Here is a 20,402-nt window from a genome sequence, read left to right on the forward strand (position 1 = left end):
ATGATATTTTGCAAAGATTTGATCAAAATCTATAAAGTAGATGAAGAAAATGAAGTGATGGCGCTTCAGGGATTAGATTTAGAAGTAGATGAAGGCGAGCTAATGGGTATTATCGGCAGCAGCGGCAGCGGCAAATCAACACTATTAAATATGCTCGGAGGGCTAGATCGGCCAACAGCTGGTAAATGCTTTGTGGACGGAAAGGATCTACTACGCTTACAACCTAAAGAACTTGTAAGCTATAAGCTTGAAACAGTGGGCTTTGTCTGGCAAAACAACGCACGTAATATTATTCCTTATCTAACGGCAATTGAAAATGTCGAGTTACCAATGTTATTAAAAGGTAGACATAAGAGAGAGCGTGCAAAGGAATTACTTGAATTAGTAGGAATGGGACATCGGTATAAAAATAAATTAACGATGCTTTCAGGCGGGGAGCAGCAGCGTGTTGCGATTGCGATCGCCCTAGCCAATGATCCTAAGCTATTATTAGCAGACGAACCAACAGGTAGTGTAGACTCCAAAACAGCCGATGTTGTACTAGGTGTTTTTCGTGAGCTCAATTGCTCTCTAAAAAAGACAATTGTCATCGTATCACATGATACTGAGCTAACTAAAAAGCTTGACCGAGTTGTCGCGATAAGAGACGGTAAAACATCAAGTGAAATTCTCCGCAAAACATATATAGAGGATGAGCTTCAACAAGGAGCTATTGAAGAAGAAACACACGAAGAATTAGCTGTTATTGACCGAGCTGGCAGAATTCAAATTCCAAAAGATTACTTAGAATCAATAGAGCTCGGGGATTCCAATAAGCTGCGGGTCCAGCTAGAAGACGGACGGATTGTCTTAGTGAATCCGAAACAGAAAAGTGGTTGAATTTCTGAGATTGGAAAAAATAACGTGATTTTGCAAGGAAATAAGGAAGTTTGCAAAATTTGTACAGCTTTTGCGGAAAAGTTCCAGAATTCCCAAAGATTATATAACTACTCATGAGATGTAGCCATTTGAATTCAATCTAATGCAGATGATCGTGACGTAGTTACACTTACAGAAACTTTGAATCATTTCAAACTAAACGAGGTGAAAAAAATGAATTTTATGAACGGCAGGTTTTTTCGTGTATTAGAAGTCTTAATGAATTTCTTTTTACTCAATCTTATCTGGTTAATCTCATGTTTACTCATTGTGACGATTTTTCCTGCAACAGCAGCGATGTTTGCTGTTAGTAGGCAATGGATTCTTCATAAAGATGATTCTGTCTTTAGGTCGTTCTTTAAACATTTCAAATCCAATCTAAAACAAAGCTTTGTAATAGGGATCCTTTGGACAGGTTTAGCGTTCATTTTGTATATGAATATCCTTTTACTAACAGAGATGGAAGCAATTAAATTCGTCCTCCTCCCATTTGTGATTTTAAGTATGTGTGTTTTATTATTAACATCGGTTTTTCTATTCCCGGTTATGGTTCATTATGATTTACGTGTTCTTGACATCGTGAAAAATGCTTTTTTCCTTGCAATGGGTTTCCTTCCAAAAAGCTTATTAGGAATTGGAGTCATAGCAGGAATTTTCCTTCTATTCATTTGGCAGCCATTCACTATATTTATTAGCTTTAGTATCGGGTGCTATACTATCTTTCACATTAGCAAAAAAGTTTTTGATATCAAGCAGCCAGTTTCTCCTTAAATAATGCGAGAAAAAGAAATAATATGCCATACAATTGAGCCCTCTTCATATATATAAGTGAAGGGGGTTGTACGGTGAAATCGACAATTCAATTCTTTTTTAAACTTATTTATATACCAATCCTTATTCTCATCTTAATGTTTTGTTTAATCGGCATTTTAATAACGATGAAGGTGACGATTGATTCGTATAGTATTCAAAGAACAATTGGTTCGATGAATACAGAGCAATTATTTGTTCATTTTCTTCAGTCGGAGAACCATTACTTTTATCCTGAAGACGACAATCAATTCATGAAAGCCTCCAATTTATCTACTTTGGCCATTCAGCTTGCAACAAGCATCAAACCAACAGATACAAGAACATTTTTAGGAAATGAGCTCCCTGGCATGAGACTTTTTGATACAGAAATTGTGGTTGCAGGTGAAGGAACAGATTTAAGTAATATTCCATATGAATCACCGCCTCCAACAGAAGTTTTATTAAAGGAACGGAAAGTAGCAGAGGAAAAATTGGCAGGCAGGGATTCAGATGAAGATGAAAAACCTGTTCCAAATCCAAAGAATAAAATGGTGTTTATCTATCAAAGTCACAGCTGGGAATCATTTTTACCATTATTAGAAAATGCTAAGCAACCAAATGACGCGATCAGCTCTGATGAACGTGTAAATGTGATCGGACTAGGAAGTCGTTTAGCTCAAAATTTAATGAAAGAAGGCATAGGAGTAGAGCAGAATAAAACAAATATGACACAGGAACTGCATAGAAAGGGCTGGAGCTCTACCCGAGCATATACTCTTTCCGGTGAATTCGTTGAAGAAGCAGCAACAGCAGAGGAACATGACTTTGTATACTATCTTGATCTACATCGAGATTCAGCTCGTAAAGAAATCACAACGAAAACGATTAATGGAAAAAGCTATGCAAGACTTTATTTTGTTGTTGGAAAAGAAAATAAACAATATCAAGAAAATCTAGATTTCGCGAAAAAAATCCACCAGGAACTAGAGAAAAAGTATCCAGGAATCAGCCGTGGTGTGTTTTTAAAATCAAAAAGTGAAGGAAATGGCATCTATAACCAAGATGTCTCAAATAAAGCGATGCTATTGGAAATTGGAGGGGTAGATAATACTTTAGATGAATTAGAAAGAACTGTCGATGCGTTTTCAGAAGTATTTGCGGAATATATTTGGAATGAGCAGAAAGCAAAAGAGGTAAATGCGGAATAAAAAAGCCGAGATGAATGATCTGCACCTCCAATTGTAAGATTGTGTCTAACAATTGGGGTGCAGTTCAGAAACTCGGCTTTTTTACGTTTTAATAAATCTTTTAATAGTATTTAATATTTCCGTCACCATTCGGTTTATTCCATGTCCTTTTCATGATTAGACAAACAGCACCGATTATGAGTACAAACAATATACTTACAAAGAAACCAGGTCGGATAGATTTTTCCAGTAATGTTCCACTGATGGCTGCTAGGATTAATAACAGTCCAAGTATAGCAAGGACTTTATTCCAGATCTTTAATTCCAATAACTTAAAAGATGAACACACAATAAACAACCAATTATATAAAAGTAAAATTCCGGCAGCAGTTGTAATGTATTCATAAATTTTACCCGGCAGCAACAATGCAGTCACGATAGAAGCGATGAGACCTACAGTTGCAAGTCCTAATGAAGGCAATGGCAAGCTTTTAAAATTTAGCTTTTTTGAAAAGACTGACGGTGCATCACCATCATCAGCCAGGGTGACAAGAAGGTTTGTCACCCCATACAATGCTGCAGTCATTGTAGAAAAACCAGCAATAATAATCGCTCCATTAAATACATGAGGGAAAAAAGCGAGATTAAAATCAGCCAGTGCTGTCACAAAGGGACTTTCCTTGTCATGAAATGCATCGACAGAAGTTAAGGAAACGGCAAGACCAAGTGATAATACATAAACAGTTGTCAAACTAATAAGCATAAAAGATCCTGCCTTTGGAGCATCTTCTTTATTCTTTAATTGCATAGCCATAATTCCAATCACTTCGATTCCGCCATATGCATAAAAGGCATAAATGAGAGAAGCGTAAAAGCCCTTAAATCCTTCTGGGAAAATTTCACCAGGATTTAGTGGCACACCTGTTGGTTTTACACCATCTCCGTTGATCCATCCAAAAATGGCTGCAAATGCAAGGACAATAAACATCAAAATGGCTGCAAATTTTACAATTGCAAATATATTCTCCATTTTATCGAATCCCTTTGTTCCCGTAATGACAACAAGTATGGAAAGAATAGCATAACCTGCAGCAAAGATCCACAAAGGTACTTTAGGAAACCAAAACTGTGACAAAATGGCAAGAGCTGTTAGCTGACTTCCCATTACAAGGATATTTGAACACCAATAATTCCACCCGCACCCAAACGCAGCCCATTTTCCAAAAGCTTTGCCAGCATAATAACAAAATGAACCTTCTTGAGGGTCTTGTGCTGTCATTTTGGCTAGAACATTATATACAATATAAGTGCCTAAAGCTGCTAATAAAAAAGAGAAAACAATCGCAGGTCCTGCTATACTTACTCCAATGGCAGACCCGAGAAAATACCCCGTTCCAATTGTACAGCCAATTCCGATTAAAGAAAGCTGCCACCACTTTAAATCACCTTGTTGATCTGTTTTACCCATAAAAACTCCCTCCTCAACTTCCCTACTTAGTATTGTGGGATAGGAAGGATGTGATTATGTAGAGGACGCGAAAAAATTAGTGGTTATTTTAAGTATAGTTGTTTAGTAGAAGGTTAAAGTGTTTAAATATTAAGTTCCTGCTAACTGCTAAAACAAAAATTCCCCTATAAAAGGGGAGGGAAATTTTCCTTAAACTAATGAGTTGAATGAAAACCCATCTACTGAAGCAATTTTACCGCGCCACCATGTCCCGTTTGAACCTTTATCATTAGCATTTATATATTTTGCATTCTTTAGATGAATGAAGGTGAATGAATTTTCCTTATCTGTTGATTCTTTTTCTGTTTCTTCTTGTTTTTGTTTTGCATATTCTTCTTTTAGATCATGGAATTTTTTTGAAATGATTTTAGTCATGGTGCTATCTTGCAAGTTTTTTGATGCATCTGTAATTCCTTCATAGTAGGCTGTTGCACCGATTAATGTTCCAGAGATCATTGTCCCATTTACTGAAAGTGTGACATCAACCTCAATGCCATCTTCTTCCACTAAATCTAAAAACATTAACATAATAGCATCATTTGTACTCATTTGTGCTTGTTCCTTTGCCATAACCTACACCTCACATCTATAAACATTGGTATTGTTATCATGCCCTTAATTTAAAAGTTAAACAAAAAAATTTCTCTTATTAAGAAGATTGAACATTCAATCATAGCGGACAACTTCCTTCATATAATGTACAAGTTCATTAAAAGGAGAGAGTTAATTGAGTATTAGCATATTGGTCGGTTATATTTTTTTAGGTTTATCTCTTGCTGCTCCGATAGGTCCTGTGAATTCCGCTCGTCTTGATAAAGGGATCAAAAATGGTTTTTGGCATGCATGGATTGTTGGAGCGGGATCGATGATTGCAGATGCCATTTTTATGCTTTTGGTTTATTTAGGGATGGTGAATTTTTTAGATATTCCGGTTGTGCAAATTTTTTTATGGTTGTTCGGAGGGTTTATCCTAATTTATTCAGGTTTTGAAAGCATATTAGGTGTAAATCGAGTAAATCTTACATATAGCAGAAAAAAGGACTCATTAAGTAAGTGTTTTTTAACAGGGTTCATGATGTCAATTACAAGCCCTTTATCGATTTTATTTTGGCTTGGGATTTATGGCTCTGTCCTTGCAAAAACAGCACAATCAAACGGTACAAGCCAATTACTCATTTATAGTTGTATGATATTTGTGGGGCTAACATTATGGGATGTATTTGTTGCAGGTCTAACAACGGGTTTTCGAAAATTATTAAATGATACAAGCTTAAAAATAATATCGATCATTTCAGGACTATCTTTGCTGGGGTTTGGAGGTTATTTTGGATACCAAGGGTTGAAAGCGCTATTTGGTTTTTAAAAAAGACGATCACAAACATCGTCTTTTTTCTTTTTATAGGTAAAAAAGCTATGGTACCATTATATGGATAAGAAAAAATGGGAGAGGACCTATGACAACAATTATTGAGCTAGATCAAGTATCATTAAAAAGAAATGGACAGTGGATTTTACGAAACATCAATTGGCATATAAAAAAGCATGAAAATTGGGTTTTATATGGGTTGAATGGAGCAGGAAAAACAGCGCTCTTAAACATGCTCTGTGCTTATTATTTTCCAACTGAGGGTTCTGTGAAGGTACTAGATAAAGTCTTTGGGAGGGATTATTTAGCGGAAAAGTTACGCCAAAAGATCGGTCTTGTTTCTTCAAGACTCCAGCAAAAATTATATCCATCTGATAGTGCTTTTGAAATTGTCCTAAGTGGTGCATTCGCCTCCATTGGGTTATATGAAAAACCAACTGAGGAAATGAGAGAGAAAGCAGTTGGGTTATTAGAGGAGTTACATTGTCTATCTTATGCAAACCGGGCATATGAAACTCTATCACAAGGAGAAAGGCAAAGGGTTCTGATTGCTCGCTCTTTAATGGCGGATCCTGAATTACTCATTCTTGATGAACCTACAACGGGATTGGACTTTTTAGCCCGTGAGCAGCTTTTAGATGCCCTAACACGAATTTCAGAAAAAAGTACAGCACCGACTCTTTTATATGTTACACACCATGTTGAAGAAATTTTACCTGTTTTTACTAACACTCTCTTATTAAAAAGTGGTCAGGTATTTGATTCAGGGCTCACAAAGGACATGCTATCAGATAAAAAGCTTTCTGAACTATTTGAATGCGAAGTATCCATCACCTGGGAAAAGGATCGTGCAAGTTTAAGAAGAAAATAAAATAACGCGTTACCCAAATTGAGACTTCTCCTATTTATCTTTTGAAGATTAAAAGGAGGAGTCTCGTTCTATGAAGAAAAAAGTGATTACATTAGTTGGGTCTGTTGGAGTTGATACCTTTGGACACAGCATAGTTCTTCACATGATTTAATAAAATGTGAATAAGGGGCTAACATCTCGTTAGAATGGCTAGAAATGAGGTGTTTCATGTGATATTAAAATCTTTTGAAACAAAGCAAATGCTAGAAGCCATTTTAAATAGTATTGATGAAGCGATACATGCTGTTAACTATGAAGGAATAACGATTTTTTATAACAAGGTGGCTGCAAAGCACGATGGTGTTGAGATTGATGAGGTACTTGGTAAACATGTATTAGATGTGTTTCCTTCATTAAATAAACAAACAAGTACACTATTAAAAGTCATTGAAACAGGTAAGCCCATTTATCAGCAATCTCAAACCTATAAAAATTGCAAAGGGCAACTGATTGATACGGTTAATACGACACTGCCGATAAAAGTAGGAGACAAAATCGTTGGAGCTGTTGAGATTGCAAAGGACTTCACAAAAGTGAGGCAGCTTTCACAAAAGCTTCTTGAGCTTCATGAAAAGGTAAACGGACAACAATCAAAGCCAGTAGCAAGTACCGGTGCTAAGTACAAATGGGATGATATCATTTCGGGTTCTAATGAGATGAAACATGTAATCACACTTGCCAAAAAAGCAGCAAATAGCTCTTCACCTGTGTTGGTATTTGGAGAAACAGGAACGGGAAAAGAACTGCTTGTTCAATCAATTCATCATTCATCCTCAAGAAGAAATGGTCCATTTATTGCTCAAAACTGTTCATCTTTGCCTGAGTCTTTGCTTGAAAGTATTATATTTGGAACAAAAAAAGGGAGTTTTACTGGTGCGGTGGATCGGGCTGGTTTATTTGAATTAGCTCATGGCGGGACATTGTTCTTAGATGAGATCCACACGATGCCAATCGATTTTCAAACTAAGCTGTTACGAGTGCTTGAGGATGGCGTCATTCGTCGAGTGGGAGGAACAGACTCATATGCAGTGGATGTTCGAATTATTGTGGCCATGAATGAGCATCCTTCCATTCTATTAGACAAAAAGGTACTACGTACGGATTTATATTATCGGCTGAATGTGTTTTTTCTAGAGCTTCCACCACTACGAGATCGTAGGGAAGATATTGCTTTGCTAACAAATCATTTTATCCAGAAATATAACTATCATCTGAACAAACTTGTGATTGGATATGAGGACCAAGTGATAAACACCTTAAAAGCACACTATTGGCCGGGGAATGTAAGAGAACTCGAACATACTATTGAGTATGCAATGAATATGATCGAGGACGAAGATTTATTAACCGTAGAGCATTTGCCGTCATTTATTAAAAGAGAGAAACTGAAAAAGAAAATAGATATTCAACCGCTGCGAAAAGTCGTCGAGCAAACAGAGAAAAATATGATTGAACAGGCGCTACACACAACAAAAGGAAATGTACTAAGAGCATCGACTCTGTTAGAAGTTCCTAGACAAACACTGCAATATAAAATGAAAAAATATGGTCTTTTATAAATAATAGAGTAGTTACAATAGATCTAAAAGGGAATGGAGGTACCAGATGACAAAATCTAATGAACGAAAACAACTAACTGCGTCCGGCTATCATCTTGAGATTTTTCTAGATTATTTTAATAAACGAATTCGGATCGATCATTACCGGGGAAATATGACACAAATTATACAGGAAATTCGTCATGTTTCAGATCAGGACTTTTGTGAAAAAGTGATTGTTTATGCACGGCCAGAGCATTGGCAGGAATTATTGCGTCATGGATACGAATTAGAGGGTATTATTCCTGGATTTTTTAGGGGCACAGATAATTATATTATGACAATATATATAAAGAATGAAAGAAGAACAAGTCAATACTGGGTGAAAGAAAATCAAATTCTTCAAGACATCCTAGAAAAAACACCCGCTCTGAATAGTCGACCTGCTCCGGCTGCTTATTCTTTTCGAAAAGCGGAGCCGAAGGATGCGAAACAGCTAGCTCACCTTTACAATAAAGTATTCCAGGTTTATCCAACTCCGATGAGTGATCCGAAATATGTGGAAAACATCATTAAGGGTGAATCTTATTTTTATGTAGTAGAGTATCAACATGATATTGTTAGTGCTGCATCTGCAGAAGTGAATTTTATTTATCATAATGCCGAGCTAACGGATTGTGCGACATTACCTCATCACCGCAAGTATGGGTTAATGAAGAAACTGCTTAGTTTTTTAGAACAAGATTTAAGAAAAAACGGAATTTATTGTGCGTATTCATTAGCACGAGGTTTGTCTTTTGGGATGAATTCAGCCTTTCATCAGCTTGGATATCATTTTCATGGAAGACTTACAAATAATTGTTATATATTTGATAAGCTTGAAGATATGAATGTTTGGGCAAAGGATTTATCCCACTCTTAACGGGCCGTAAGACTCCCACCTCAAACTTCTGAGTTTATAAGGAAGGTAGGTGGGAGATAACTGCCTGTAAAGCTTGTTCAACTATGCATCGGTTGGATGAAAAAAACCATTGATGGCCGTTTCACTTTACCAACATAATTCACCATGCCAGATTTTCTTCATACTGCCGAATTTTCAGCAGGATTATTTTATGAAATGATGCTGGATTTTTGGCAGGTATGAAATTGAAATTCCTCTAATATTCATCCAAATACTACATAACAATAAAAAATGATTCCCTTGTTCTTCATAATAGGTTATAGAAACCAAAAATTTTTGGCCTGTGGCTAAGCGCTTCGATATCCAGCTCCAGCGCCCAGCAACTAGTGAACTTCCACTCCTCCTTACGATAAGTCAACATCGAATCGCTATCGCATTTCGTGTTTCCTTTGTCCGACTTAACGGGCAATAAAGTTGACTGCCCGTTAATGGCGGATAAGTCTCGCTATCCATAAGAGGGAAATATCCCCCTCCCTCTTATGGAAGTTTCGCTTTATCTCATACGGAATGCTCCAGTTCATACGTTGCTGAACGGGCGCTTCCGCTTTTGTTATTGGCACGAATTTTGCATATCTATTTTTGATAGCAAATGTAAGGGGGAATCATCATGTTACATGATTTATATAAACCGAAGCGCCATTGGAAAGACATTGAATTGTGGAAAGACGTTCCCGAGGAAAAATGGAATGATTGGATTTGGCAGTTAACAAATACAATTCGAACACTTGATGATTTGAAAAAAGTCATTGACCTTACTCCTGAAGAAGAAGAGGGAGTGAGGATTTCCACGAAAACGATCCCGTTAAATATTACTCCATATTATGCAGCCCTTATGAACCCTACTGATACAAGATGTCCGATTCGGATGCAGTCTGTTCCAATTGGTCAAGAAATTCATAAAACAAAATACGATTTAGAAGATCCTTTAGAAGAAGATGAAGATTCACCTGTAGCTGGTTTAACCCACCGTTATCCTGACCGTGTCCTTTTCCTTGTGACAAATCAATGCTCAATGTACTGTCGTTATTGTACACGCCGAAGATTTTCTGGACAGATTGGCATGGGTGTACCTAAAAAGCAATTAGATGCGGCCATTGAGTATATTCGTCAAACTCCAGAGGTACGTGATGTACTGCTCTCAGGTGGTGATGGCTTACTGATAAATGACAATATTCTAGAATATATATTAAAAAATTTACGTGCCATCCCACATGTTGAAATCATTCGGATTGGTACTAGAGCCCCTGTTGTTTTTCCGCAACGAATTACCGAAAATCTTTGTCATATTTTGAAGAAGTATCATCCGGTTTGGCTGAACACTCACTTTAATACATCGATTGAAATAACCGAAGAATCGAAGCGTGCTTGTGAAATGTTAGTTAATGCTGGGGTTCCTGTTGGAAACCAGGCAGTTATTTTAGCTGGGATTAATGACAGCGTACCGATCATGAAGAAGCTCATGCATGATTTAGTGAAAATCAGGGTTCGTCCTTATTATATTTACCAATGTGATCTTTCCGAGGGAATCGGTCACTTCCGGGCACCTATCTCAAAAGGTTTGGAAATTATTGAAGGATTGCGAGGACATACAAGCGGGTATGCAGTACCTACCTTCGTTGTAGATGCTCCCGGTGGCGGCGGAAAAATTACTTTGCAGCCAAACTATTTGATTTCACAAAGTCCAACAAAGACTGTACTACGCAATTTCGAAGGTGTGATTACATCGTATCCAGAGCCAGAGAATTATGTTGCTGGTCGAGCGGATGATTATTTTAATGAAATATATTCAGAGCATGACCTAAACCCATCAAAAACAGGAATTACCTCTTTATTAAATGACGAACAATTCAACCTTGTTCCAAACTCACTCGAACGCTATAACCGCAGACAAAGCTTTCATCAAAATCCAGCCTATTCAACATTAAAAGACAAACGTGAAAAACGTGATGAGCTAAAAGAAAAGAAATTTTTGGCTCAGCAAAAGAAGGAAGCAAAGGATGATTAAAGGAGGTGCACTCATAACAAATGAAATGTGAATGGTGTGAAGCTGAATCTGCTAAAGAGATAAAATGTACGGTTTACTGGGAGCTCCCTGATGGAACTAGGGCTATTGAAATAACGGAAACTCCTGGTGTTCATTGCTCATCATGTGGAATGGAGTATCAAACAGAGAAAACGATTGAGGAGCTAGAAGACCAGCTTATGCTAATAGATACAAAAAAGCTTGGTAAAACGATTGTATATGATTCTTTATTATCACAACCCAAATTACTAAAAAAGAACTACTTCAAATTTTGATCTTTGTCAGCAAGAGAGTGAGGCGATCGTATGAAGCGGTCTTTGTTAATTAAACCGAGTATGAATGAAGATTATCCTACTGTAACACATGGTGAAGGAATCTATTTATTTGACAAAGATGGCAGGAGGTATCTTGACGGGTCATCAGGGGCAGTGACAACAAGTATTGGTCATGGAGCCCCTGAGATTATTGAAGCCATGCATGATCAGGCAAAAAAAGTATCTTTTGTTTATCGTTCACAATTTACGTCAGAGCCTGCTGAGCAGCTAGCAGAAAAGTTAAATGAGCTTGTAGGTGCAGATGAGGATTATTGGTCCTTTTTTGTAAATAGTGGTTCAGAAGCGACTGAAACAGCGATGAAAATTGCCATACAGTATTGGCAAGAGCAAGGGAATTATAAAAAGCATAAAATTTTATCCAGATGGGTGAGTTATCACGGAATTACACTTGGTGCTTTATCAATGTCAGGACATGTGAGTCGACGTGAACGATTTGTATCCATTCTTGAAGATTATCCATCTGTTTCAGCTCCTTATTGCTACCAATGTTCATTACAGCAAACATATCCAACTTGTCAGCTCGCCTGTGCAAATGAGATTGAAACAGCGATAAAAAGGATTGGTCACGAGCAAATAGCCGCTTTTATAGCAGAGCCGATCATTGGAGCAGCAGGTGGTGTGGTCGTTCCTCCAGATGGATATTATCAACAAGTAAGAGAGATTTGCGACCGATATGACATCCTGTTTATAGCAGATGAAGTGATGACAGGCATCGGACGCACTGGTGAAATGTTTGGGTTACATCATTGGGGAGTGCAAGCTGATATTATTGCTTTAGGTAAGGGGATGAGTGCGGGCTATACAGCGATAGCCGCAACATTAGCTAGCGAAAAAGTGATGAAGCCTATTATCCAAGGCTCAAATTCAGTTATGAGCGGTCATACGTATAGCGCCAATCCTCAATCAGCTGCAACAGCCCTTGCTGTTCTTCACTATATTGAAAAGCATCAATTAGTTCAAAATGCGAAGGAGCAAGGAGCATATTTGCTACAAAAGCTTCAAGATGAAATTGGCGAGATAGGGATTATCGGTGATATTCGAGGAAAAGGCCTTATGATTGGTGTTGAGTTTGTATCAGATAAAACAATGAAGCATCCATTTGATAAAAAGCTCATGATAACAAATAAGGTTGTAGCAAAAGCGAGAGAAAAAGGCTTACTCATTTATCCATCTTCTGCTGGTCAGGAAGGAGCACATGGTGATGCGGTCATTATTTCACCGCCTTTTATTATTACAAAGCATCAAATAGAAGAACTTGTTTCAATTTTTGAAGAAGTTGTTTTAGAGATTCAAAAAGAGGTTGGGGGTGGTGAACATGTTGGAACAAACAAAACGAGTGAAAAAAATGAATAAGGTTGGTTCATTAGATGATGCTTTAGTATCTATCCAAAACGGGTGTTCCATCATGTTTGGAGGCTTCGGGGGTGTTGGCAATCCTCCGACCTTAATTAATGGAATTCTTCAAAAAGGTGTGAAGGCTTTAACGTTAATAGGAAACGACGCGGGATTTCCAACAATTGGGATTGGAAAAATAGTCAGTCAAGGAAGAGCTAAGAAACTTATTGTTTCTCATATTGGCTCAAATCCTATTGCTGGACAGTTAATGATGAATGGGGAAATGGAAGTAGAGTTTTCACCACAAGGAACGCTAGCGGAACGGATACGTGCAGGTGGGGTCGGTCTAGGGGGAATATTAACAGATATTGGGCTTGATAGTATGGTAGAAAAAGGGAAGCAAAAAATTTCAGTTAATGGAAAGGACTTTTTGTTAGAAACGGCTCTTACTGCTGATGTTTCCATTGTCTTTGCGAAAAAAGCTGATACCTTCGGAAATTTAATCTATGAAACTAGTGCCAGAAACACAAACCCCTTAGTGGCCATGGCGGGGAGTTATACGATTGTTGAAGCGGAAGAAATTGTGGAAATCGGAGAATTAGATCCTGAGCATATCGTGACACCAGGTATATATGTAGATATGATTATCCAAAGTCAAGGGATTGACTGGAAATGGGCTTGGGAATAAGGGATGGATGATTAGTCGAGGAAGAAAGCGAGTGATAGGGTTGAATGCATTCGATGAACGCAATCGTATGGCAAAGCGGGCTGCTGAGGAAATAGCAGATGGTATGATCGTCAATTTAGGAATTGGGATCCCATCTCTCGTGCCAAATCACCTTCCACAGCATGTACATGTTATGTTTCATGCTGAAAATGGGATTCTTGGGATGGGTGAATCACCTGAAAAAGGAATGGAAAATCCAACTTTATGTAATGCGGGAGGTTTCCCCGTCACGATTGTCTCAGGAGCATCCTATTTTGATAGTGCAACAGCATTTGGCATGATTCGATCAGGGTATTTAGATCTTACCATTTTAGGTGGTCTTGAAGTTAGTCAAAAGGGAGATTTAGCAAACTGGATTGTCCCAGGAAAGCGAGTACCCGGAATTGGTGGAGCAATGGAACTTGCCAAAAAGGCAAAACGTGTCATTGTGTTAATGAATCATTGCAATAAAAAAGGGGAATCGAAAATTGTGAAAAAATGCAGCCTTCCCTTAACTGCTAAGAAATGTGTAAGCTTAATCATCACAGAAATGGCTGTAATAGAAGTAACTGATCAAGGGTTATGTTTAACAGAAGTCATGGAACCTTATACAGTTCAAGATGTAATCTTAAAAACAAATGCACCTTTACAAATCTCAAAGAAAATTAGAATGATAGGTGAATAAAGAGATGGGGGATGAAGGGTGACAGAAGAAAAGAACATGCTTCAAGTTCAAATTAGCCAATGGCTAAACAAAAATCGTGATCATGGCGTGGAGCTTTTACAAAAGCTCGTTCAAGCAAACAGTACCCAAGGAAATGAACAATTTGCTCAAACGATCGTTATTGAAAAACTCCGGAAAATTGGATTGAAGGTAAATGTTTGGGAACCAGATGGGAGGGTACTAGCAACTCACCCCTATTTTGCTTCACCACGTAAAGATTTTAAAGGAAGTCCAAATGTTGTCGGAATCTTTAAAGGAACAGGTGAGGGTCGTTCGATCATATTAAATGGACATATTGATGTTGTACCAGAAGGAGATACAGCACAGTGGGAACACTCACCCTATAGTGGGAAAGTAATAAACGGAAAGCTTTATGGACGAGGTGCAACAGATATGAAAGGGGGAAATGTATCACTGCTATTAGCCTTATCGGCCATTCGTGCGCTTGGGATTCCATTAAAGGGGGATGTGATTTTTCAAAGTGTTATTGAAGAAGAGAGTGGAGGAGCTGGTACGTTAGCAGCTATTTTAAAAGGATATCACGCAGACGCCGCCATTATTCCTGAACCGACCAATATGAAAATTTTTCCGAAACAACAAGGTTCTATGTGGTTTCGATTATCTGTAAAGGGACGTTCTGCACATGGGGGAACACGATATGAAGGAGTTAGCGCAATTGAAAAAGCTTTACTTGTTGTAGAACATGTAAGAGAGCTGGAAAAACGAAGAAATGAGCGAATTGACGATCCACTTTATCAAAATATTCCAATTCCACTACCAATAAATATAGGGAAAATTCAAGGTGGTGACTGGCCGTCTTCTGTTCCTGATTTCGTTCAATTAGAAGGGAGAATGGGAGTTTCTCCTGACGAAACAATGGAAGAAGCCAAAAAGGAGCTAGCCAACTGGCTTGAAAACATAAAAGAAAATGATGCATGGTTCCAAGAACATCCTGTTGCGCTTGAATGGTTTGGTGCAAGATGGGTACCAGGGGCAATCGATCCCTACCATGAATTTATGACTATTTTATCATCTAAATATACAGAGGTAACAGGACATCACCCAATTATTGAAGCCTCTCCTTGGGGTACAGATGGGGGACTTCTTACGCAAGTGGGATCCATTCCAACAATCGTGTTCGGCCCTGGGGTGACAGAAAAAGCCCATTTCCCAAATGAATATATAGAAATTGACAAAGTGTTTGAAGCTGCTGAGATTATTGCATTAACAGTTGTTGAATGGTGTGGGGTTGAACAATAGTATGGTATTTTCTAAGTAAGGCGGACTAAAAAGAAGTCGGCCACTTTTATTGGTGGGAAAATTATTATATATCGGGGGATACAATGTTTAAGGTTATAATTGAGTTTTCTTCATAAGAAAGGGTGAAGGTCGATATATCTATTGGTAAAAAAGAAAAAACTCTTTATAGAGTAGATAAAGGACAATATCTATTAATACTCAAAGAAAAGGAGACAGTTTCCTTGGTAAATTATGAAATGGTCTCCTTTTCTCTATAAGAAGTTGCTGGATATAAAAGCTTTTGTAAGGGACGAAGCATATGTTCATGAAGGATCACAGTTCTTGATGAACAAGCCATGTGTTCTTCAAGAGTATGGATCAAATCTTGATAAAAGGTTCTGAAGGACTCTGCATAACAAATATTTTCCTTTGAAAAAATTCCCGATCGATTTAACATCACATTTTCATATTTTAATGCAGTTAGCCTGATTGGTTTTAAAAGATTTTTAATATCACGTAATCGATAGATTTGTCGTAGGTGTTCGATTAATTGATTAGCATCTTCCTGCATCTGACTTTGTAATTTTTGATTTAGATCCTCTATATCCAAAAATGGAATTGTGTTTCCGAAAATAAATTTTTGAACCATAATAATATCAGACTGAATTGGTTGATTTATAAAGGTTTGGTAAATGCGGAGAGTATTAAGAGCATCAAACATCGGATTGTGCTTTTCTCCTATAAATTCTAAATCAAATAGCTTAAGAGCATCTTCAACTGACACAGGGTTTTTTGATACTCTGTCTTTAAACAGTTTTTGAAAGTCTATATAACGTTGCTCAATTTTTTTTATTGTACGTTCTGAGATATCGTGTCTCAATCCATCCATTTTTAGTCGAAAAAGATCACTAGGTGACCAAGAGAAATACCTTGTTTTCTTAATACCGCCAATCCATTCTAAAAAATCAGCAAAAACTTCTTTAAAATCATTGGCCCCAACAAGATCGTTATCCTCTATTCCAGTTAAGGTCTTGCAAAATTCTGTTAAAGGCTCGGTGCTTTCGGGACGTATATATTGATCAAAATATGTGATTGCTCCTGTATCAATCGTATATTTAACAGCGCCTAAACGAATGGCTTCCATCTTTTCAAAAGCCATCCCAGAATCTGAGCACAACATTTCAAAGTCGAAAAAAACGAATTGCTTGATGTCCGCCATTCATTTTCCCCCTCTCAACTTGTAATTATATGAGGCTGATGGAAGAATTGGTAGATACAATTTTTGTTAAAAAATTGATAATAAACGTTATAGCACAAACATGTCTCTCCTTTATCAAGCATAAATATAATGGATGAAGGGAGAGGGATATATGACAGAGGCTTTGAGTGGAGAACTATATAAGAGCTATCGATCTATGAAAAAAATGTTAAGAGATTTCTCTGTTAGTCATCATCCGAATGAGCGCTTTATCTCGTCTTTGTTAATGGAATTAGTCACTTTGACAAGAGCAGCTATTACGATGTTGCAGCAGGAAACAGTAGGTAAAAGACGCTTTCGACAGGGGATTGCTACTTTATATAGAAGTTATTCAGATTTCGAAAAGTCTTTTCATGAATGGGCGATAAATGCGAAGTATCATAACACGATGAATTTTCAATGGATTTTTCAAAGGGAGATGGAGGCTAAAAACATTGAAAGGCATTTAACAATAGCAATTCGAGAGATGAAAAAATTATATAGCAATGTTGAATTAAGAGGGATAGTTCCGGATAGATATAGAGAATGGATATAACTACGATAATTTTAAAGGATGACTCAAAGGTTAAAGTAGCCCTTATAAAGCCATCCTTTTTCGTTAATTTTTTATTTGTTAAAAAGCCATTTTAAGAAAGGCGGAGTTTTTTTATCAACAATTTTTAATTCATCCATTAATAACTTTTCTTGGTGGTCTGTAATCCAAGTTTCTAATTCTTTTTTTGTATTTAATTGTGTGTAGTAAGTTTCGCCTTGTTTACCAACCGCATTGACAACAAACCGACATGTGCTCCCCATAAGTACCCACCTTTTGAATAAAATTCATCCTGTTAGCATTATAACAAGGCGAAATTTTAATTCTAGGCTTTACTTTTGAAAAATATGGGAGTAAAATATTACTTTTATCTTTATAGAAACACTTCTTCAACAATAAGTGGATGGAGAGCATTCGTCACATTAATATAAATAAAAGCATCATATCGCTTAGACAAAATGGAAGGGACGTAATTCCCGTAATGCTCGTAAGCAGGGTTATAGACGACACCAATAGCACGATGACCAATTGGGTCCTGAAAAAGATGGCAATTGTCTTTCGTAAAATGAAGGAATTTATCATGTGGCCCAGCTTTGTGTAAAGCATCTTCCCAGCTTCCTTGTTGGGCTGGAGGAATGATCATTCGTTCAGGGTTAACACCCCATTCATCAGCAGCAATAACGCTTCCTCTGTGCGTACCAAATCCAATTATGAAAATTGATTCGTTTCCTTTTTCCTCTCTTAGTAATTGTCCGACATTTACAATACCTTCATCGACCATATCAGTTGCTCGAGCATCGCCAATATGTGTGTTATGCTCCCATACAATACCTTTTGCATGTTCTCCGTAAAAATCGTGTATTCTATTCAATGCTTCCACCATATGTCTGTCTCGGATATTCCATGATTCATTATCATTTACGACCATTGTTCTGTAATAATTTTCAGCATTTGCCGTAATCATCGCGTTGACTTCAAGATTTAGTGTGTTTTCTTCCGTAATAGAAATTGTCATCTTATTTAATGTGATTTCTGTTAATAGCTTTGTGACTTCATCCAGACAATCTTCACCATAAAAGGAAGCAGATAATCCATATTTTTCAGGTCGGCGATTAAAGGGTTCAAAGCATGAGAATGTTTTTTTGGCTGATTCAATTTGAGGAGATTTAATTTTTTCTAAATAAGAGATAATCTCATCAATCGATTCCCACAATGAATACACATCAATTCCATAAAAACCAACCTTTTTGTCATTTGGCATCTTGTTATTGTAATCTTTCAGCCATTCGATTAAATCAATCATTTCTTCATTGGCCCACATCCATGTTGGCCAACGGTGAAAAGAATTCAAAACTTCTCTGGCATTTGAATCGATGTGATCAAAACCTTTAATATACCTATTAATTTCTTGGCAAGCTGGCCAATCCCCCTCAACCGCTATGTACGTAAAGCCTTTTTCTGTAATAAGCTTTTTAGTAAGTTCAGCTCTTATTTTATAAAATTCTAATGTTCCATGAGACGATTCACCAAGCAGTACAAAGGTTTCATCCTTTATCTTTGATAATATAGCATCAATACCTTCTTGTTTATGGAATGGGTGTGATACTTCTTTTATGGATTGAATTAGTTTTAAGTTCATTATTATCCCTCTATGATTATTGTTTGTATTCAGCATTGTAGGAATTTTCTCCTGAATGAACTGACAATAAAGTGTCAGCATAACCGACAAGACGGTTTACTATTTCATCTGCGATTGAATAAACAAGTTGGTGGTGCTTGCTATTATGTAATTCAGGATCATCAAAAATAATGGTTGTGTTAATAAAGATGTGTTTTGTGTCATACAAGTTATAATGAATAATTGTCTTTCCTGGTGCACCGCCTGTTAAAGGATCTTTATAGGAGGGTAAGAAAATATACCACTCTTCTGCTGTAGGTGATCGGAAATTTTTAGTGAAAGTCATTCCATTGATTTCATGTTCAATTTTTTTCTTGAGGTTTTCGTCTATAACATCAATAATCTTTTTGTTCAAAGTCCTAACCTCCGGAACTAATCAGCAGGGTTTGCTTCAATTGCTATTTCATAAGCATCTAGAACCATATTGGTTATTGCAGGGTCATCAATTCCAATAAGGGATTGACCGTCTTCTTCATTTTTCACTTGCATAATGTAGGTATCATTTAACCTACCCTTTGATGTTAATAGAGCATATGTTTCATTATTTATTGCAAGTAAAGCTTCTACAGATAACTGTTTTTCTTCACCATATTCATCATGAACAGTAATGATATCTCGTTCTTTCATTTTTAGTCACCCCCAAAATGTTATGAATAGTCTTTCCTATATGGAGATGTTTATGTCTAAAAGAGAGTGATTAAGTTTTTAGTTAAAAACAGGACATAAAAAATAATGAAAAAGTAATTTTTGGTCTTTTCTTTCTATCGGAAGGGTGATATTATATTACTTGTCCTCAAAAAAGGATAGAAGATAATTATTTTAAAAAAGTTATTGACACTTACATTTATGATATGTTACATTATAAATCCTGCGTCATGATAGTAATTGATTTACAGTGAAGAAATTTAAAAAACACTTGATTTTTTAAAAATTCTTACTATAATAAAAATTGTCGCTAAAATGTCTGGTGATGATGGCGAAGAGGTCACACCCGTTCCCATGCCGAACACGGAAGTTAAGCTCTTCAGCGCCGATGGTAGTTGGGGGATTCCCCCTGTGAGAGTAGGACGTTGCCAGGCAGACCACATTTGGTCTTTAAAAAGAAATGTTATGGCCCGTTGGTCAAGCGGTTAAGACACCGCCCTTTCACGGCGGTAACACGGGTTCGAATCCCGTACGGGTCACCAATTTTGTAATTCACTTCAAGTGCTTTGGAGGATTAGCTCAGCTGGGAGAGCACCTGCCTTACAAGCAGGGGGTCGGCGGTTCGATCCCGTCATCCTCCACCATAATATTACACACCATGCGGGTGTGGCGGAATTGGCAGACGCGCTAGACTTAGGATCTAGTGTCCTTGTGACGTGGGGGTTCAAGTCCCTTCACCCGCACCATA

At 37.3% G+C, this 20,402-nt stretch carries 21 protein-coding genes, 3 tRNA genes and 1 rRNA gene; 18 read left to right on the forward strand and 7 right to left on the reverse strand.

Annotation, left to right across the window (positions count from 1 at the left end; all coding sequences use genetic code 11):
- The 3 genes from AC4GZ8_RS23995 (at position 1) to spoIIP (ending at position 2,918) form a co-directional block, all read left to right on the forward strand.
- Positions 1–879 (forward strand): ABC transporter ATP-binding protein, encoded by an 879-nt coding sequence (locus AC4GZ8_RS23995; protein WP_491084403.1) that lies wholly within the window; start codon positions 1–3, stop codon positions 877–879.
- 213 nt (positions 880–1,092) lie between these two features.
- Positions 1,093–1,689, forward strand: coding sequence for a YesL family protein (locus AC4GZ8_RS24000; protein WP_491084404.1), 597 nt, complete (start codon positions 1,093–1,095; stop codon positions 1,687–1,689).
- A gap of 74 nt (positions 1,690–1,763) precedes the next feature.
- A complete protein-coding gene (spoIIP, locus tag AC4GZ8_RS24005; RefSeq protein WP_491084405.1) occupies positions 1,764–2,918 on the forward strand; it encodes a stage II sporulation protein P in 1,155 nt (384 codons plus the stop codon).
- A gap of 100 nt (positions 2,919–3,018) precedes the next feature.
- Here the strand turns inward: spoIIP and AC4GZ8_RS24010 are convergent, their stop codons facing one another.
- Both AC4GZ8_RS24010 and gvpU read right to left on the reverse strand, forming a co-directional pair.
- Positions 3,019–4,365: an amino acid permease gene (locus tag AC4GZ8_RS24010; protein ID WP_491084406.1), complete on the reverse strand. Its 1,347-nt coding sequence runs from the start codon at positions 4,363–4,365 to the stop codon at positions 3,019–3,021.
- 189 nt (positions 4,366–4,554) lie between these two features.
- Entirely contained in the window at positions 4,555–4,974 is a 420-nt protein-coding gene (gvpU, locus tag AC4GZ8_RS24015) for a gas vesicle accessory protein GvpU (RefSeq protein ID WP_491084407.1), read from the reverse strand.
- A 157-nt stretch (positions 4,975–5,131) separates the two neighbouring features.
- On the opposite strand from gvpU, the gene AC4GZ8_RS24020 reads away from it, so the two are divergent.
- The 10 genes from AC4GZ8_RS24020 to AC4GZ8_RS24065 all read left to right on the forward strand — a co-directional run bounded on the left by AC4GZ8_RS24020 (position 5,132) and on the right by AC4GZ8_RS24065 (position 15,562).
- The gene (locus AC4GZ8_RS24020) at positions 5,132–5,767 is read left to right on the forward strand and encodes a LysE family transporter (protein WP_491084408.1); all 636 of its coding nucleotides are present in this window, start codon (positions 5,132–5,134) and stop codon (positions 5,765–5,767) included.
- A gap of 91 nt (positions 5,768–5,858) precedes the next feature.
- Positions 5,859–6,641 carry an ABC transporter ATP-binding protein gene (locus AC4GZ8_RS24025; RefSeq protein WP_491084409.1) on the forward strand — a complete coding sequence of 261 codons (783 nt, stop codon included), beginning with the start codon at positions 5,859–5,861 and terminating at the stop codon, positions 6,639–6,641.
- A 239-nt stretch (positions 6,642–6,880) separates the two neighbouring features.
- Complete coding sequence (locus tag AC4GZ8_RS24030) at positions 6,881–8,239, forward strand: sigma-54 interaction domain-containing protein (RefSeq protein WP_491084422.1); 1,359 nt, start codon at positions 6,881–6,883, stop codon at positions 8,237–8,239.
- A gap of 46 nt (positions 8,240–8,285) precedes the next feature.
- On the forward strand, positions 8,286–9,140 hold the full coding sequence (gene ablB, locus AC4GZ8_RS24035) for a putative beta-lysine N-acetyltransferase (protein WP_491084410.1): 855 nt from the start codon (positions 8,286–8,288) through the stop codon (positions 9,138–9,140).
- A 646-nt stretch (positions 9,141–9,786) separates the two neighbouring features.
- Entirely contained in the window at positions 9,787–11,184 is a 1,398-nt protein-coding gene (gene kamA, locus AC4GZ8_RS24040) for a lysine 2,3-aminomutase (protein WP_491084411.1), read from the forward strand.
- Positions 11,185–11,204: 20 nt separating this feature from the next.
- Complete coding sequence (locus tag AC4GZ8_RS24045; protein WP_491084412.1) at positions 11,205–11,477, forward strand: YokU family protein; 273 nt, start codon at positions 11,205–11,207, stop codon at positions 11,475–11,477.
- A 30-nt stretch (positions 11,478–11,507) separates the two neighbouring features.
- Complete coding sequence (locus AC4GZ8_RS24050) at positions 11,508–12,890, forward strand: aspartate aminotransferase family protein (RefSeq protein WP_491084413.1); 1,383 nt, start codon at positions 11,508–11,510, stop codon at positions 12,888–12,890.
- Entirely contained in the window at positions 12,883–13,560 is a 678-nt protein-coding gene (locus AC4GZ8_RS24055; RefSeq protein WP_491084423.1) for a CoA transferase subunit A, read from the forward strand. Before AC4GZ8_RS24050 ends, AC4GZ8_RS24055 begins: the two co-directional genes overlap by 8 nt.
- Positions 13,561–13,627: 67 nt before the next feature.
- Positions 13,628–14,263: a 3-oxoacid CoA-transferase subunit B gene (locus AC4GZ8_RS24060; RefSeq protein WP_491084424.1), complete on the forward strand. Its 636-nt coding sequence runs from the start codon at positions 13,628–13,630 to the stop codon at positions 14,261–14,263.
- Positions 14,264–14,299: 36 nt separating this feature from the next.
- Positions 14,300–15,562, forward strand: coding sequence for a peptidase (locus AC4GZ8_RS24065; RefSeq protein WP_491084425.1), 1,263 nt, complete (start codon positions 14,300–14,302; stop codon positions 15,560–15,562).
- Positions 15,563–15,791: 229 nt separating this feature from the next.
- Here AC4GZ8_RS24065 and AC4GZ8_RS24070 read toward each other — a convergent pair whose 3' ends face one another.
- Positions 15,792–16,760 carry a 3'-5' exonuclease gene (locus AC4GZ8_RS24070; RefSeq protein WP_491084414.1) on the reverse strand — a complete coding sequence of 323 codons (969 nt, stop codon included), beginning with the start codon at positions 16,758–16,760 and terminating at the stop codon, positions 15,792–15,794.
- Between the two features lie 151 nt (positions 16,761–16,911).
- Between AC4GZ8_RS24070 and AC4GZ8_RS24075 the strand changes: the two genes are divergently transcribed.
- The gene (locus AC4GZ8_RS24075; protein WP_491084415.1) at positions 16,912–17,334 is read left to right on the forward strand and encodes a hypothetical protein; all 423 of its coding nucleotides are present in this window, start codon (positions 16,912–16,914) and stop codon (positions 17,332–17,334) included.
- A gap of 71 nt (positions 17,335–17,405) precedes the next feature.
- Here AC4GZ8_RS24075 and AC4GZ8_RS24080 read toward each other — a convergent pair whose 3' ends face one another.
- From AC4GZ8_RS24080 to AC4GZ8_RS24095, 4 genes are all read right to left on the reverse strand, one after another.
- Entirely contained in the window at positions 17,406–17,594 is a 189-nt protein-coding gene (locus AC4GZ8_RS24080) for a hypothetical protein (RefSeq protein ID WP_491084416.1), read from the reverse strand.
- Positions 17,595–17,704: 110 nt separating this feature from the next.
- Complete coding sequence (locus AC4GZ8_RS24085) at positions 17,705–18,970, reverse strand: erythromycin esterase family protein (RefSeq protein WP_491084417.1); 1,266 nt, start codon at positions 18,968–18,970, stop codon at positions 17,705–17,707.
- Positions 18,971–18,986: 16 nt separating this feature from the next.
- The gene (locus tag AC4GZ8_RS24090; RefSeq protein ID WP_491084418.1) at positions 18,987–19,364 is read right to left on the reverse strand and encodes a hypothetical protein; all 378 of its coding nucleotides are present in this window, start codon (positions 19,362–19,364) and stop codon (positions 18,987–18,989) included.
- 17 nt (positions 19,365–19,381) lie between these two features.
- Entirely contained in the window at positions 19,382–19,636 is a 255-nt protein-coding gene (locus tag AC4GZ8_RS24095) for a DUF1292 domain-containing protein (RefSeq protein ID WP_491084419.1), read from the reverse strand.
- Positions 19,637–19,972: 336 nt separating this feature from the next.
- Between AC4GZ8_RS24095 and rrf the strand changes: the two genes are divergently transcribed.
- The 4 genes from rrf (at position 19,973) to AC4GZ8_RS24115 (ending at position 20,400) form a co-directional block, all read left to right on the forward strand.
- A 5S ribosomal RNA gene (rrf, locus tag AC4GZ8_RS24100) occupies positions 19,973–20,088 on the forward strand.
- Positions 20,089–20,121: 33 nt separating this feature from the next.
- A tRNA-Glu gene (locus AC4GZ8_RS24105) sits at positions 20,122–20,196 on the forward strand.
- A gap of 26 nt (positions 20,197–20,222) precedes the next feature.
- Positions 20,223–20,298, forward strand: a tRNA-Val gene (locus AC4GZ8_RS24110).
- A 16-nt stretch (positions 20,299–20,314) separates the two neighbouring features.
- A tRNA-Leu gene (locus tag AC4GZ8_RS24115) sits at positions 20,315–20,400 on the forward strand.
- Positions 20,401–20,402: the final 2 nt, after the last annotated feature.

The organism is Metabacillus sp. RB-C-LZQ-3-1 (genome assembly GCF_058315175.1).

What these genes read in the sequence shown, in the direction of transcription:
- AC4GZ8_RS23995 (WP_491084403.1), top strand. Translation starts at nt 1, where the DNA reads ATGATATTTTGCAAAGATTTGATCAAAATCTATAAAGTAGATGAAGAA.
- AC4GZ8_RS24000 (WP_491084404.1), top strand. Translation starts at nt 1,093, where the DNA reads ATGAATTTTATGAACGGCAGGTTTTTTCGTGTATTAGAAGTCTTAATG.
- AC4GZ8_RS24010 (WP_491084406.1), bottom strand. Translation starts at nt 4,365, where the DNA reads ATGGGTAAAACAGATCAACAAGGTGATTTAAAGTGGTGGCAGCTTTCT.
- gvpU (WP_491084407.1), bottom strand. Translation starts at nt 4,974, where the DNA reads ATGGCAAAGGAACAAGCACAAATGAGTACAAATGATGCTATTATGTTA.
- AC4GZ8_RS24025 (WP_491084409.1), top strand. Translation starts at nt 5,859, where the DNA reads ATGACAACAATTATTGAGCTAGATCAAGTATCATTAAAAAGAAATGGA.
- AC4GZ8_RS24030 (WP_491084422.1), top strand. Translation starts at nt 6,881, where the DNA reads ATGCTAGAAGCCATTTTAAATAGTATTGATGAAGCGATACATGCTGTT.
- ablB (WP_491084410.1), top strand. Translation starts at nt 8,286, where the DNA reads ATGACAAAATCTAATGAACGAAAACAACTAACTGCGTCCGGCTATCAT.
- kamA (WP_491084411.1), top strand. Translation starts at nt 9,787, where the DNA reads ATGTTACATGATTTATATAAACCGAAGCGCCATTGGAAAGACATTGAA.
- AC4GZ8_RS24045 (WP_491084412.1), top strand. Translation starts at nt 11,205, where the DNA reads ATGAAATGTGAATGGTGTGAAGCTGAATCTGCTAAAGAGATAAAATGT.
- AC4GZ8_RS24050 (WP_491084413.1), top strand. Translation starts at nt 11,508, where the DNA reads ATGAAGCGGTCTTTGTTAATTAAACCGAGTATGAATGAAGATTATCCT.
- AC4GZ8_RS24055 (WP_491084423.1), top strand. Translation starts at nt 12,883, where the DNA reads ATGAATAAGGTTGGTTCATTAGATGATGCTTTAGTATCTATCCAAAAC.
- AC4GZ8_RS24060 (WP_491084424.1), top strand. Translation starts at nt 13,628, where the DNA reads ATGGCAAAGCGGGCTGCTGAGGAAATAGCAGATGGTATGATCGTCAAT.
- AC4GZ8_RS24065 (WP_491084425.1), top strand. Translation starts at nt 14,300, where the DNA reads ATGCTTCAAGTTCAAATTAGCCAATGGCTAAACAAAAATCGTGATCAT.
- AC4GZ8_RS24070 (WP_491084414.1), bottom strand. Translation starts at nt 16,760, where the DNA reads ATGGCGGACATCAAGCAATTCGTTTTTTTCGACTTTGAAATGTTGTGC.
- AC4GZ8_RS24075 (WP_491084415.1), top strand. Translation starts at nt 16,912, where the DNA reads ATGACAGAGGCTTTGAGTGGAGAACTATATAAGAGCTATCGATCTATG.
- AC4GZ8_RS24080 (WP_491084416.1), bottom strand. Translation starts at nt 17,594, where the DNA reads ATGGGGAGCACATGTCGGTTTGTTGTCAATGCGGTTGGTAAACAAGGC.
- AC4GZ8_RS24085 (WP_491084417.1), bottom strand. Translation starts at nt 18,970, where the DNA reads ATGAACTTAAAACTAATTCAATCCATAAAAGAAGTATCACACCCATTC.
- AC4GZ8_RS24095 (WP_491084419.1), bottom strand. Translation starts at nt 19,636, where the DNA reads ATGAAAGAACGAGATATCATTACTGTTCATGATGAATATGGTGAAGAA.